Below are 14,117 nucleotides of genomic sequence, written 5' to 3'. Positions count from 1 at the left end.
CTTTGGTTTTCAAATGGAAACAATCCATGAGCGAAATGGATGATCTGGCGGCATTTGCGGTGTTGATCGAAGCCGGCAGTTTCACCTTGGCTGCGCAGCAACTGGGGTGCAGCAAAGGCCAGTTGTCCAAGCGCATCAGCCTGCTGGAAACGCGGTTTTCCGTGGTGCTGCTGCAACGCACCACCCGCCGTTTGAGCCTGACGGCGGCGGGGGCGGCGCTGTTGCCGCAAGCCCAGGCGCTGGTCGTCCAGGTGGAAAGGGCGCGTCAGGCCTTGGCGCGGTTGAAGGACGACATGGCCGGCCCGGTGCGTATGACGGTTCCGGTGTCGCTGGGGGAAACCTTTTTCGATGGCTTGCTCCTGGAATTTTCCCAGCAGTACCCGCAGGTGCAGATCGAACTCGACCTCAGCAACAACTACCGTGACTTGTCCCGTGACGGCTTTGATCTGGCGGTGCGCTCCGAAGTGGGCAATGACGAGCGTCTGGTGGCGCGCCCCTGCTGGCCTGGCACGAACTGACCTGCGCCAGCCCGGCCTACCTCGATCGACACGGCGAACCGCAGGCTCCGCACGCACTGGCGGAACATCACTGCCTGCTCAACAGCCACTACAGCGGCCGCGAAGAATGGCTGTATCACCAGCAGCATGAGTTGCTGCGGGTGCGGGTGTCGGGACCGTTCGCCAGTAACCACTACAGCCTGCTGAAAAAAGCTGCATTAGCGGGGGCGGGCATCGCGCGTTTGCCGTCTTACCTGCTGCAGGCGGAATTGGCTGACGGGCGTTTGCGCTGGCTCCTGCGCGACTATCAGACCCGTCGCATGCCGATGTACCTGGTGCATCCGTATCAGGGTGGTTTGCCCAAGCGTACGCAGGTGTTGGCGGACTATTTGATTGGGTGGTTCAAGCGCAGTGGCGAGGCGTTGGACAGGCTCTAAATCATCACTCGAACCTTTGTAGGAGTGAGACCGGCTTGCCGGCGATAGCAAGTTCATATTCAAAAGAGATGTTACCTGACCTGCTGCCATCGCGAGCAGGCTCACTCCTACAGGGTTCTGTGTTGTTGGTGAGATTGTGTCGCGCACAAAAAAACGGCCCGAAGGCCGTTTTCTGTTTTACCGCGAAGGCTTAACCACCGAGGTATGCTTCGCGCACTTTCGGGTCGGTCAGCAGCGCTTCACCGGTGCCTTGCATCACCACCCGGCCGTTCTCCAGAACGTAGGCACGGTCAGCGATTTTCAGCGCCTGGTTGGCGTTCTGCTCCACCAGGAACACCGTCACGCCATCCTTGCGCAGCTGTTCGATGATGTCGAAGATCTGCTGGATGATGATCGGTGCCAAACCCAGCGAGGGCTCGTCTAGCAGCAGCAGCTTGGGCTTGCTCATCAGCGCACGGCCGATGGCGAGCATTTGCTGTTCGCCGCCGGACATGGTGCCGCCGCGCTGGGCAAAGCGTTCTTTCAGGCGTGGGAAAAGTCCGAGAACCTTGTCCATCTGTTCCTGATAATCGCCCTTGTCGGTGAAGAAGCCGCCCATGGCGAGGTTCTCTTCCACGGTCAGTCGGGCAAATACACGACGACCTTCCGGCACCACCGCAATGCTTTTACGCATGATCTGGGACGAGTCCTGGCCGACGAGCTCCTCGCCCATGTAGCGAATGCTGCCGCTGTGGGCCTGCGGCGAACCACAGAGCGTCATCAGCAAGGTCGACTTGCCGGCGCCGTTGGCACCGATCAGCGTGACGATCTCGCCCTGACGGACTTCGACGTTGACGCTGTGCAGGGCCTGGATCTTGCCGTAGAAGGTGGAAACGTTTTCGAATTGCAGCATTTACGCTTCCCCCAGATAGGCTTTGATCACTTCAGGATTGTCGCGGATCTGTTCCGGCGTGCCGTCAGCCAGGGGCGTGCCCTGGTTGATCACGACGATGTGGTCGGAAATGCTCATGACCAGTTTCATGTCGTGTTCGATCAGCAGCACGGTGACGTTGTGCTCTTCGCGCAACATGCTGATCAGCGCCTTGAGGTCCTCGGTTTCCTTCGGGTTCAGGCCAGCGGCCGGTTCGTCGAGCATAAGAATCCGCGGACGGGTCATCATGCAGCGAGCGATTTCCAGACGGCGTTGCTGACCATAGGCCAAGGTGCCGGCGGGACGGTTGGCGAACTGCGTGAGGTTGACCTTGTCGAGCCAGAACTCGGCGAATTCCATCGCCTCGCGCTCGCTCTTGCGGAACCCCGGCGTCTTGAACAGGCCCGACAGGAAGTTGGTGTTCAGGTGACGGTGCTGCGCGATCAACAGGTTCTCGACAGCGGTCATGTCCTTGAACAGCCGCACGTTCTGGAAAGTGCGCACCACGCCTTTGAGGGCAATCTTGTGGCCGGGCAGGCCCTGGATCGGCTCGCCGTCCAGCAGGATGCTGCCGCCGCTCGGTTTGTAGAAACCGGTGAGGCAGTTGAACACGGTGGTCTTGCCGGCGCCGTTAGGGCCGATCAGTGCAACCACCTGCTTTTCCTTCACGGTCAGGGCAACGCCGTTGACCGCCAGCAAGCCGCCGAAGCGCATGCTCAAATTGTCTACTTTAAGGATCTCGCGGCTCATTTGCGCAGCTCCATGTGAGGACGTTGCATGGGCAGCAGGCCTTGAGGACGCCAGATCATCATCAGCACCATCAAGGCGCCGAACATCAACATGCGGTATTCACTGAACTCACGCATCATTTCCGGCAGCAGGATCATCACCACGGCCGCGAGAATCACGCCCAGTTGCGAGCCCATGCCACCCAGTACGACGATGGCGAGGATGATGGCCGACTCGATAAAGGTGAAGGACTCCGGCGTCACCAGACCCTGACGGGCGGCGAAGAAGCTGCCGGCGAAACCGGCGAAGCTGGCGCCCAGGGTGAAGGCCGACAGCTTGATCACTGTAGGATTGAGCCCCAGCGCACGGCAGGCGATTTCGTCTTCGCGCAGCGCTTCCCACGCACGGCCGATCGGCATGCGCAGCAAACGGTTGATGACGAACAGCGCACCCAGCGCCAGCAACAACGCAACCAGGTAAAGGAAAATCACCTTGTTGATCGAGTTGTATTCCAGACCGAAGTATTCGTGGAACGTCTGCATGCCTTCGGCGGCTTTACGTTCGAAGGTCAGACCGAAGAACGTCGGTTTCTCGATGTTGCTGATGCCGTTCGGGCCACCGGTGAGATCCGTCAGGTTACGCAGGAACAGCCGGATGATTTCACCGAAGCCCAGGGTCACGATTGCCAGATAATCCCCGCGCAGACGCAGGACCGGGAAACCGAGCAGGAAGCCGAACGTGGCCGCCATCAGGCCGGCGATCGGCAGGCAGATCCAGAAGCTTAGGCCATAGTAATGCGACAGCAGCGCATAACTGTAGGCACCGACCGCATAGAAACCGACGTAGCCGAGATCGAGCAGACCGGCGAGGCCGACCACGATGTTCAGGCCGAGGCCGAGCATCACGTAGATCAGCACCAGGGTGGCGATGTCCACTGCCCCGCGGGAGCCGAAAAACGGCCAGACCAGCGCGCCAGCGATCAACGCGATGATGAACCAGCGCTGAGTCGTCGGCAGGGTCAGGAAGTTGCTGGCCTTGGCCGGGATCAACGGCATGTTGGGCGAGGATTTCCAGGCCGAACTGATCTGCTGGTCAAACAGCACCCGCAGGAACATCAGCACCGAACACACGGCAATGGTGATCAGCGTTGCGGTGCTGGTGCCATGGACTTCGAGGTTGATGCCGACGATGGTCAGTTTCAGACCGAGTACCGGGTAGGCCACGGCCCACACCAGCAAGGCGCTGAACAACGCCTGTTTAAGATTTCTAGTCATACTTTCTCAACCTCCGGACGGCCCAGCAGGCCGGTTGGCCGGAACAACAACACCAGAACCAGCAGACCGAACGCCACGACGTCCTTGTACTGGTCGCCGAAGATATCGGCACCGAAGGCTTCCGCGACGCCCAGCACCAGCCCGCCGAGCATGGCTCCGGGGATGCTGCCGATACCGCCCAGTACCGCTGCGGTGAAGGCTTTGAGGCCGACGAGGAAACCGGCGTTGGGGTTGATCACGCCGTATTGCATGCTCAGCAGCACGGCGGCAATGGCGGCCAGTGCGGCACCGATGACGAAGGTCAGGGCGATGATGTTGTTGGTGTTGATTCCCAGCAGGTTGGCCATCTTGATGTCTTCGGCGCAGGCGCGGCAGGCACGACCCAGGCGAGAACGGGAGATGAACAGCGTCAGGCCGATCATGGCGATCAGGGTCACCACGAATACCACGATTTGCATGTAGGAAATCAGCACTTCATGTGCGCCACCTGGTCCGAAGGCAATGTTGCCCGGAATCAGGTTGGGGATGGATTTGTCCTTGGAGTCTTGTGCCAGCAGAACCGTGTTCTGCAGGAAGATCGACATGCCGATGGCGGAAATCAGCGGGATCAGACGGTTGCTGCCGCGCAAGGGGCGGTAGGCGATCCGTTCAATGCTGTAACCGTAGGCACTGGTCACGACGATGGTCGCGAGGAAAGCGGCGGTCATCAACAGCGGAACACTGTCGAGTCCCATCATGGTCAGCCCGGCGATGGCGATGAACGCCACGTAGGAACCGATCATGTACACCTCGCCGTGGGCGAAGTTGATCATTCCAATGATGCCGTAAACCATCGTATAGCCGATGGCGATCAGGGCATACGTGCTGCCAATGGTCAGGCCATTAACCAGCTGTTGGAAAAAGTGATAGATGTCAGGCATTACTGCGCTCCTAAAAACCTGATACGCATTTCACTGGTGGAGTCATTTTCCCGCTCGAGCCCCGTGGATTTGCATCCACTTCGAACGCGAGGTTTGCCAGCGAACCGCTGATGACGGTTTTGAGATTTTCAGGTGGGGAGACTGACGGATCACGCCAGCGCGGCCCAGGTACGTTCGTAAAACAAAGCCCACGGCACGCCGTGGGCTTTATTGGCAGTCAGTCAGGCAAAGCCTTACTGAGGCGAAGCTTCAGTTTTTGGTTTGCCGAAGTGCCACTCGTAAACCACAAATTTGAAGTCTTTCAGGTCGCCCTTGCCGTCGAAGCTCAGGTCGCCAGTCGGGGTCTTGAAAGTACCGGCGTGAATGGCGGCAGCCACTTTCGCTGGGTCTTCGGACTTGGCAGCCTTGATACCTTCGGCAATCACTTCCACAGCCGAGTAGGCCGGGAACACGAACGGACCGCTTGGGTCTTCTTTCTTCGCTTTGAACGCATCAGCCAGGGCGATGTTGGCCGGGTCCTGGTCGAAGGATTTCGGCAGGGTTACCAACAGACCTTCGGAAGCGTCCTTGGCGATCTGCGAAATGGAGTCGTTACCCACGCCTTCCGGGCCCATGAACTTGGCTTTCAGACCTTTTTCCTGGGCTTGACGCAGGATCAGACCCAGCTCCGGGTGGTAGCCGCCGTAGTAGACGAAGTCGACGTTGGCTTGCTTGAGCTTGGCGATGATCGACGAGAAGTCCTTGTCGCCGGCGTTGATGCCTTCGAACACGGCAACCTTGACGTTTTTGCCTTCAAGGGTTTTCTTCACGGCGGTGGCGATGCCTTCACCGTATTGCTGTTTGTCGTGCAGAACAGCAACGATTTTCGGCTTTACGTGATCGGCAATGTAGTTACCAGCGGCAGGGCCCTGGGCGCTGTCCAGACCGATGGTGCGGAACACCATTTTGTAACCACGTGCAGTGATGTCCGGGCTGGTGGCAGCCGGGGTGATCATGATCACGCCTTCGTCTTCATAGATGTCCGAAGCCGGTTGAGTGGAGCTGGAGCACAGGTGACCGACGACGAACTTGACGCCGTCGTTGACGACCTTGTTCGCGACTGCCACGGCTTGTTTTGGATCACAGGCGTCATCGTATTCAACGGCTTCGAGTTTCTTGCCGTCTACGCCGCCTTTGGCGTTGATTTGTTCGATGGCCATTTTGGCGCCACTGAACTGCATGTCGCCGTATTGGGCTACAGGACCGGTTTTAGGGCCGGCAATGCCGATCTTGATGGTGTCAGCTGCGAACGAATGGCTGGCAACCCCGGCCAGAACCATAGCGGCAAACAGTTTGGAAATCTGCTTAGTAGCCTTAGTCATAGTGCTCCACTCTTACTGTTGTAGTTTTTATAGTCCTGGCGCCGTAGCAGCAGAACCGGGTCAGATATCTTCAATATCCTCCGGAAAGTGCCCCCGACAACTGTACCGGTACAGTGTAGAGCGCCGATTGTCAGCCTGGGAAGCTGGCGTCGAGGGGCAATATCAGGGGTTGTCGCTTTTTTGAAAGAAAAAGACAGAATTGCGGCGGGGGTTACAGCTGAACTATCAGCAATCCTTGGCTCTCCTGCAGTTTTCAATCGGTGACTCAAATTGCATCCGGGTTTGTCTGTCGGACCACCAACGTTATCATTCACGTCGATTTCTTTTCCGGACAGGAACCCATGACTCAAGAACCTAGCACCCTCTATGCCAAGCTGCTTGGTGAAACCGCATCTATTACCTGGAAGGAGTTGGAGCCGTTCTTCGCCAAGGGTGCCCTATTGTGGGTCGACTCGGGTCTGGATTTGATCGCGGCGGCCGAGGCTGTAGCGACGGACGATGGCGAGAAAGTGGCTGCCTGGCTGGCCGCCGACACCGTCGCCAAGCTCTCTGAAACGCGGGCGCTGGATCTTTTCGAGCGCCAACCGGAGCTGTGGGCAGTGGTGGTTTCGCCGTGGATTTTGATTCAGGAAAGGGCGACGAAGTGATTCGTCGCACCGAATAAGTGCGCGGCTCAGTCCAGCAAAGTGTGTAGCCGAGTAGCGTTATGGCATCTTGCCGTAGAGAAAGGCCACAGGCGTGATTGGCATAACGGTGACGTAAACGTAACGGGCACAGTTTAGTGAGCAGGCTAACGGCCGCTTAATTGTTTCCGGATGTTGGATTTGTACCGGTTTTGAGGCCGTCATCGTTGGCAAGCCAGCTCCTGCATGTGAGGGGTCGAACACGAACAGTGTGACGCCCTAAAACCCTGTAGGAGCCGGCTGTCGGCGATCCGCCGCAACGCGGTCTCGGATCAGACGGTAAACGTCTTGCCCGTATGGTTATTCAGCGAAATAACCTTGGTCTTGCCAATCCGGTGACGATAGATCTCACGCAAATACTTTATCGCCTTCTTCACGCAATCGCGCGACAGGCGAATGTCGTTGATCGAGACAAATTTTTCCTTGTCGTTGATCAGCTCGCGATACTTCTTCTCGTACATCGGTTTGATCGCGTACCAGTTGGTGTCGAGGATCTTCGCCGGGTTTTCGAACTCGTTCAGCAAGTCGTCGATCAAGTCCTCGTCAAACTCCTCGTTGATGATGAAGTCGAGGATCGAATTATCCAGCGTGTCGTCAAAGCGGTACGGGTTTTTCGCGAAGCAGCGCTTGATGAACGCGACGATCAGCGTCAGGAAGTCGTCCGACAGGCACGGGCTCTTGGCGATCAACGTGGTCAGCGACAAGTTGGCCGACGCACCGATCACCAGCGCATACCGCTTCAGCGTGGTGTTCGGGAACAGGCTGTTGAGGTGGGTCTTCAACCGGTTCAGGTCCATGTAGGACAGCTTGTAGTCCTTTGGCAGAGAAACGATCGACACCACTGACGAACAGTTCTTGAAGAAGTGCAGGTCGTGCAGCGCGGCAGCGTCATAGCCGGAATTCTTGTACTGCTCCAGCGAAGCACGGTAACGCTTGGACTCGATCGGCAGCAGGCTGATGCCTTCGATGGCCTGGGTCACTTTGTTGAAGTGCGGCAGGTCGATGGAGCGGAAGAACAGATCGTCGATGTTGAGGCGTTGCGGCTCTTTCTCGAACACTTTGAACTTGTCGTTGCTCGGCGGCGGTGTTTCCGGCACTACTGACTCCGCGTAAGCAATCGCCACCGGGCCGGCGAGGCTCATGAACAGGTCGTTGGCGTCGAGGCGGATGGTTTCGCCGATGTCGATGCCGGCACGACGGAAATAGTTCTGGTCGTAGTCAGTCGTCACCGCCTGCGCTGTCAGAATGTTGAAGATCTGCTGCGAGATGTACTGGTTGGCGTGCTTTTCCATCGCGTTGACGTCGATGTTCTGGATGTTGCCGTCATCGCTTTCTTCGGCATAACGCATGATGTCGTTGGAGATCAGCATCATCGCGTTCCATGGGCGGATACGCCCCATGACGCTGGCTTCGCTGCTGTCTTCGTTGGCGAAGTTGTAGGAGAAGTCCCACTCTTCCGACAGGTATTTGCACAACAGGCGACCGGCGTTGATGTGCAGCGCCTCGGACATTTCACTGCGGTGATCGGAAATGTTCGGCAGCACGCAAATGCCGCTGGTGAAGATCGGTTCGAAGACGAAGGAATGGCCGCTTTTGCCGTCGTGCTCATCCATCGGCTTGGTGTCGAACGTCTTGTTCATGTACGAATGTTGCTGGGCCAGGCCGAATTCCGAGGCCATCCCCGAACCGGTACCGCCGCCGGCGCTGAAAATCGAGAAATACAGGCGCGACTGGTTGGCCTTGATGCCGCAGCTGTCGATCAGGTACGAGTGAATCATTTTCCAGTCAGGGCTGGAGAAACGCTGGGTGTCCTTGTTCAGGATGATCTTGGCCAGGTACTGGCCGAGGATCGGCGCGTTACCGGCGCCACCGGCGTGGACTTCCGACAAGTCCATGATTTTCATTTTGCTGTAGTCGCGCAGGAAACCGCTTTTTTCGCCCTTGCGCGAAAAGCGGATGCGACCGGCGATGTCTTTGTCCAGGTCGCCGAGCATCACCAGCGGTTCGACCAGAAACACTGGTTTGGTGGCTTTGTTCGTGCCCAGGCGCAAGTTATTGCGGATCCACTGTGCCGGGCTGTAGCCCTTTTCCGCGTAGCGTTTGTCCGGCGACAAGCGGTCTTCGCTGTTGAATTCGTTGAGGTAGAACTTGCGGGCGTTGTACACCAGTTCCGCGACGTCCAGCGCAATGTTCGAGCCGCAACGACCGAGGCCGATCAGGCACACCGACGGGAATTCCTGATCGTTGTGCTGTTCGCTGTCGCCTTCAAGGTGCGGCGCGCGCGGGAACACCATGTCGCGCAGGCCGTCGAGGTTATCGAGGATGCGGTCGGTGTTGGTTTCGGTGAAATACAGATATTGCTGGGTTCCCAGCGGGCGCGACGGCGTCAATGGCTTCGACGGTGCGGGGCTGTTCGCCGCCGGGCTCAGCGTCAGATCGGATATCGCAGTGGCGGGGTTGTTTTTGGAAGTCATTGTGCGCCATGTACCTGGGCTGTTGGGTCCGGCAACTGTTGTCGTCGAACCGTCACGGATGGGTTCTCGCGTCTTTCTTCAGCGCGTCATTGGCCCAAGCGTCAGGGGTTTGGCCTGAGCATCACTCGGGGGAATCCTTTCCTTAGTCATGATGAATCGGCCAATATTCGGCGATCTTTAATCGAAAAGAAGGCCATATGATCTCAATCTACCTTGGTTGGGTTTTGCCGGAATCGGTTTGATGGACTTGAGCAGGGCAGTTGACGAAGCCTGCATTCAGCGAATTGGCCGCACAACGGATGCGCCTGCATGGAAGCCAGGGCTATTTGAAAAAGGACCCGTCAACGTGAGTGCAGCCGTATCGCGAGCCAGACTCAACGGACTGAAGGCGCGCGTATGTTTGCGCTGGTTGAGCTTGTTCAGTACCGGATGCAACTTCGCCAGCGGCACCGGACGACTGAGCAGGTAACCCTGCACGAAATCGCAGCCGTTGCGCTCCAGAAACTCATACTGCTCAGGGGTTTCGACGCCTTCGGTGACCACCTGCAAATGCAGCGTGTGCGCCATGACGATGATCGCCTGGACGATTTCCATGTCCTGTGTGGCCGTGGGGATCTCCTGAATGAACGAGCGGTCGATCTTCAGCGTATTGAGGGGCAGGCGCTTGAGGTAGGCCAGGGATGAATAACCGGTGCCGAAGTCGTCGATCGACAGCGAAACGCCGAGGGCGCGAATCTGGCGCAGCAACACCAGCGTGTCGGCGATGTTGTTCATCAGCGCGTTCTCGGTCACTTCCAGTTCCAGCCGTTGCGGCGCGACGCCGGCGGCCAGCAATGCTTGTTCGATCTCCTCGGCGAGGTCTTCGCGCGCCAGGTTCAGGGGCGAGCAATTCACCGCGATATGCAGCGCTTCGCACCCTTGGCGCGACAACTCGGACAGGTCTTCGCAGGCTTTGCGCAGCACCCAGTTGTCCAGGTCGGCGATCAGGCCGTTGGATTCGGCGATGGCAATGAACCGGTCCGGCGCCAGCAGTCCGTGGACCGGGTGCTGCCAGCGCACCAGCGCTTCAAGCTTGCTGACCTGACCGGTTTTCAGGTCATAGATCGGTTGGTAATAGAGCATCAGCCCGGTGTTTTCCCGCAGCGCGTAGCGCAACTCTTCTTCAAGCTGCAATTCCATGGTCGCGCGGGTTTTCAGGCTTGCGTTGAAAAAATTCAGTGCGTTGCGACCGCTGCCCTTGGACTGGTACAGCGCCAGGTCGGCGTGCTTCAGCAGTTCTTCACAGCTCGTGCCGTCTTCCGGAAACAGGCTGATGCCGATGCTGGTGGTCATGACCATGCGCCGTCCGGCCAGCTCGATCGGGTCCTTCATTTTCAGCATGATGCGCTGGGCCATCTGCCGCGCTTCCTCGCGATCATGCAGACCGATGAGCAGACAGAATTCGTCGCCACCAAAGCGCGCCACCACATCATCGTGGCTGCGCACCGAGCCCTTGATGTGTTGCGCCAGGACTTTGAGCAATTCGTCACCGGCGTCATGGCCGAGGCTGTCGTTGATCCGTTTGAAATGGTCTATGTCCAGGAACATCACCGCGAGCATGCCGCCTTCACTGGTTTTCTGCGCGAGCTTCTCGGCGAAGATCTGGTTGAACCCACGGCGGTTGGTCAGGTTGGTCAGGGCATCGTAGTTCGCCGCGTGTTGCAGCGACATGCGCGCCTGGTCCAGTTGGCTGAGCAGCGCGTTGACCCGTTGCAGGTCGCGTTCCTTGCCTTGCAGTTTCTTGTCCGCCAGTGCCGCGCTGATGCTGCTGCCGATGATCAACAGCGTGATCACTGCCACCGTCAATCCCAGTTGCAGGTGATTGTTGTCCGCGGACATCGTCAGCGGGCTGCCGCTCGGTAGCACCAGAGTGAAGGCTGCCATGCCGGTGAAATGCATGCTGATAATGCCCGCCCCAAGCACCAGGCTGGCGCTGAATTTGAGCAATTGATGGAGCACGCCAGAGCCGACGCGCAGACGACTCGACAGCAACAACGCAGCCAGGCTCGCGCCAATGGCGATCACGATGGACAGCGCGAACAGCAGCGGTTGGTAATAGGGCATCGCATTGGCGTGCATCGCCTGCATGCCCACGTAATGCATCGCGGCAATGCCCAGCCCGATGCAAACCGATGCCTGAACGTATTGCCACAGGCTCAAGCGCGGGTGGCTGAGGGTGTGCATCGCCAGCCACGAAGCAAGCAGGGCGATCAAGAGTGAGGCGAGGGTGACGGGCAAGTCGTAATGAATTTCGACCGGCGCCTGAAAGGCCAGCATGCCGATAAAGTGCATGGCCCAGATGCCGCCCGCCAGGCAACCTGCACCGACCCAGCGCCAGATCCGCTGCGAGGTCGGGTTTTCCGAATGACCGACCCGTTCTGCCATGTCCAGTGTGGCGAAGCCAGCGACACAGGCGACGAGATAAGCCAGCAGCACAAGAAAAGGGTCATGTGTGCAATTGAGGACGACCTGCCCACTCGAGGTCAGCTCGGTACCAAAATGCAAACCAAGCCACTCCATAGCATGCCCCGTCCAGTCACCTTGGCCAGCGCAATGGGCGCTGCCGAACGCTTTGGAGTATAGAGCTGATACAACGAGTGCAAGCGGTAGTGGCACATTGGTGCCAAACATTTTGGCATTAATGCGATTGCTATTGGCGATAAGAGGCTATAGGCGTCAAGCGTTCTCTTGGCAGGCCTGCTCACACTCGGGCAGGTCTAACTCGGGTAGCAGGGGCGGCAAACCGAACGCGGCTCTGGCTGCATCGCAATCCACATTGGCCTCGCCATTGGCCCAGGAGGCATCGAATTCCCGGCAGGTGCTGGAGCGCTGGTCATAAAGGGAACACTGCACGGTGCTGCCAACTTCTCCAACCAGGCCTATACAGCGCGTGGGTTTGCAGTCGGTGCCCAGCATGGCGACCCGGCTCGGGCTGATGGACGCCACCAGCTCGTCGGGGACTGTTCCTCCTGACGAGGCGCATTCACCCCAAAAAAAAGACACGCGAAAATGGGAACAGCAGGCACCGCAATTCAGACACGGACTGACTTCGGACATGTTTGGTAATCAATGGAGGGATGGGCACACGGAGGGGCAGACAGCGCCGCTATTCTAGGCTTCGCACCTGGCTTTGGAAGGGGGGGCGACAGTTATTTTCGGGCGCTGGGTCGGTATGGGTCACTATGGCTTGATATCAGCTTAACGAATAATTACAGACAGCTCTGGCAGGCCTGACTAGATTGCAGGTTCCGGGGACAGTGACGCCCCAAAAACAATAAAAAGAGACGGACCCCATGCAGAACTCGACCCAAGCGGCGAATGCCTGGCGCATTCTGTTCCTGCTGTTCCTGGCCAATCTGTTCAACTTTTTCGACCGCACCATCCCGGCCATCATCATCGAGCCGATTCGCATGGAATGGCACCTCAGCGATTTCCAGCTGGGGATCATCGGGACGGCCTTCACCCTCGTTTATGCGATTGCCGGGCTGCCATTGGGGCGAATGGCCGATACCGGCTCGCGCAGCAAGTTGATGGGGTGGGGCCTGGCGGTGTGGAGCGGCCTGACCGCGGTCAACGGAATGGTGGGCAGTTTCTGGAGTTTCCTGATCGTGCGCATGGGCATCGGCATTGGCGAGGCCAGTTATGCACCGGCGGCCAACTCGCTGATCGGCGATCTGTTTCCGGCTCACCGCCGCGCACGCGCGATGGGCATTTTCATGCTCGGTCTGCCGTTGGGGCTGCTGCTGGCGTTCTTTACCATCGGCGCGATGGTCAAGGCGTTCGACAGCTGGCGCGCACCATTTTTCATTGCCGCCGTGCCAGGGTTGATCCTGGCGATCTTCATGTTTTTCATCAAGGAACCGAAACGCGGCGCTGCCGAGAGCGTGCAGGTTTCGCAGGAGCGTGTGGACCGTCCGATCCGCCGGGTGCTGGCGGTGCCGACATTCCTCTGGCTGGTGATGGCGGGGCTGTGTTTCAACTTTGCCACCTATGCCTGCAACTCGTTCCTGGTGCCGATGCTGCAACGTTATTTCCTGATGCCGTTGCAGGAAGCGGCCGTCGCGACCGGCGTCATTGTTGGTGTGACCGGGCTGTTCGGCCTGACGCTCGGCGGTTGGGTCGCGGACAAGATACACCAGCGGGTGGCGAATGGACGGCTGTTGTTTGCGGCGTTCAGCCTGATCATTTCGACGGTGTGTACCGCGTGGGCGTTGCATTCCGGGCGGATCGAGATCGGCGTGTTTGTGGCAGTGTTCAGCGTCGGCTGGCTGTTTGCCTACAACTTTTACACCTGCGTGTACACGGCGATTCAGGACGTGGTCGAACCGCGCCTGCGCGCGACGGCCATGGCGCTGTTCTTTGCCGGCCTGTATTTGCTCGGCGGTGGGCTGGGGCCGGTGGTGGTGGGCGCGCTGTCCGATCACTTCGCGCACACGGCGATGCTGGAGGCGGGCGCCGGGCAGATGACCGAGGCGTTCAAGGCCGTTGGTCTGCACGACGCGATGTACCTGATCCCAGTGGCGCTGTTCTTCACGATGATTTTTCTGTTCCTGGCATCGCGGTGTTTTGTACGGGATGCGCAGCGGATGAAGGATGGGTTGGTGGCGGTGGTTGAGCCTCAAATCCCGGCAGTCACCGCATAGAAAAACTGCAATAGAGAACCTGTAGGAGCCGGCTTGCCGGCGATGGCGTCCGCTAAGCACCGCCGGATTCAAAGGTCTCATCGCCGGCAAGCCGGCTCCGACGGGGTTGTTGTTGCGACGTAGAGACAAAAAAAGGCCCGCATCGCTACG

General features: G+C 58.6%; 10 protein-coding genes and 1 pseudogene. 3 read left to right on the top strand and 8 right to left on the bottom strand.

Going from position 1 to position 14,117, the window contains the following annotated elements; all coding sequences use genetic code 11:
• Positions 1-26: 26 nt before the first annotated feature.
• Positions 27-934, top strand: a pseudogene (locus tag ACYZT4_RS14765) (LysR family transcriptional regulator).
• A 190-nt stretch (positions 935-1,124) separates the two neighbouring features.
• Here ACYZT4_RS14765 and ACYZT4_RS14760 read toward each other — a convergent pair.
• From ACYZT4_RS14760 to ACYZT4_RS14740, 5 genes are all read right to left on the bottom strand, one after another.
• Positions 1,125-1,826, bottom strand: a complete 702-nt coding sequence (locus tag ACYZT4_RS14760; RefSeq protein WP_019580929.1) for an ABC transporter ATP-binding protein — start codon at positions 1,824-1,826, stop codon at positions 1,125-1,127.
• A complete protein-coding gene (gene livG, locus ACYZT4_RS14755; RefSeq protein ID WP_461980758.1) occupies positions 1,827-2,594 on the bottom strand; it encodes a high-affinity branched-chain amino acid ABC transporter ATP-binding protein LivG in 768 nt (255 codons plus the stop codon).
• Positions 2,591-3,847: a high-affinity branched-chain amino acid ABC transporter permease LivM gene (locus tag ACYZT4_RS14750; RefSeq protein WP_461980756.1), complete on the bottom strand. Its 1,257-nt coding sequence runs from the start codon at positions 3,845-3,847 to the stop codon at positions 2,591-2,593. Before ACYZT4_RS14750 ends, livG begins: the two co-directional genes overlap by 4 nt.
• The gene (gene livH / locus ACYZT4_RS14745) at positions 3,844-4,767 is read right to left on the bottom strand and encodes a high-affinity branched-chain amino acid ABC transporter permease LivH (protein ID WP_461980754.1); all 924 of its coding nucleotides are present in this window, start codon (positions 4,765-4,767) and stop codon (positions 3,844-3,846) included. Before livH ends, ACYZT4_RS14750 begins: the two co-directional genes overlap by 4 nt.
• Positions 4,768-5,000: 233 nt before the next feature.
• The gene (locus ACYZT4_RS14740) at positions 5,001-6,128 is read right to left on the bottom strand and encodes a branched-chain amino acid ABC transporter substrate-binding protein (protein WP_461980752.1); all 1,128 of its coding nucleotides are present in this window, start codon (positions 6,126-6,128) and stop codon (positions 5,001-5,003) included.
• A gap of 341 nt (positions 6,129-6,469) precedes the next feature.
• Here ACYZT4_RS14740 and ACYZT4_RS14735 point away from each other — a divergent pair, with 341 nt between their 5' ends.
• Positions 6,470-6,775, top strand: a complete 306-nt coding sequence (locus ACYZT4_RS14735; RefSeq protein WP_461980750.1) for a DUF2288 domain-containing protein — start codon at positions 6,470-6,472, stop codon at positions 6,773-6,775.
• A 308-nt stretch (positions 6,776-7,083) separates the two neighbouring features.
• Here ACYZT4_RS14735 and ACYZT4_RS14730 read toward each other — a convergent pair whose 3' ends face one another.
• The 3 genes from ACYZT4_RS14730 to ACYZT4_RS14720 all read right to left on the bottom strand — a co-directional run bounded on the left by ACYZT4_RS14730 (position 7,084) and on the right by ACYZT4_RS14720 (position 12,381).
• On the bottom strand, positions 7,084-9,285 hold the full coding sequence (locus ACYZT4_RS14730; RefSeq protein ID WP_461980748.1) for a hypothetical protein: 2,202 nt from the start codon (positions 9,283-9,285) through the stop codon (positions 7,084-7,086).
• Positions 9,286-9,561: 276 nt separating this feature from the next.
• Complete coding sequence (locus tag ACYZT4_RS14725; protein ID WP_461980746.1) at positions 9,562-11,844, bottom strand: putative bifunctional diguanylate cyclase/phosphodiesterase; 2,283 nt, start codon at positions 11,842-11,844, stop codon at positions 9,562-9,564.
• A gap of 156 nt (positions 11,845-12,000) precedes the next feature.
• Positions 12,001-12,381: a YkgJ family cysteine cluster protein gene (locus ACYZT4_RS14720; RefSeq protein ID WP_461980744.1), complete on the bottom strand. Its 381-nt coding sequence runs from the start codon at positions 12,379-12,381 to the stop codon at positions 12,001-12,003.
• A gap of 236 nt (positions 12,382-12,617) precedes the next feature.
• Here ACYZT4_RS14720 and ACYZT4_RS14715 point away from each other — a divergent pair, with 236 nt between their 5' ends.
• Entirely contained in the window at positions 12,618-13,967 is a 1,350-nt protein-coding gene (locus tag ACYZT4_RS14715) for a spinster family MFS transporter (RefSeq protein ID WP_461980742.1), read from the top strand.
• Positions 13,968-14,117 lie beyond the last annotated feature (150 nt).

The sequence above is a fragment of the Pseudomonas sp. GB2N2 genome, from assembly GCF_054897705.1.
This window is presented reverse-complemented; position numbering and strand designations above follow the sequence as displayed.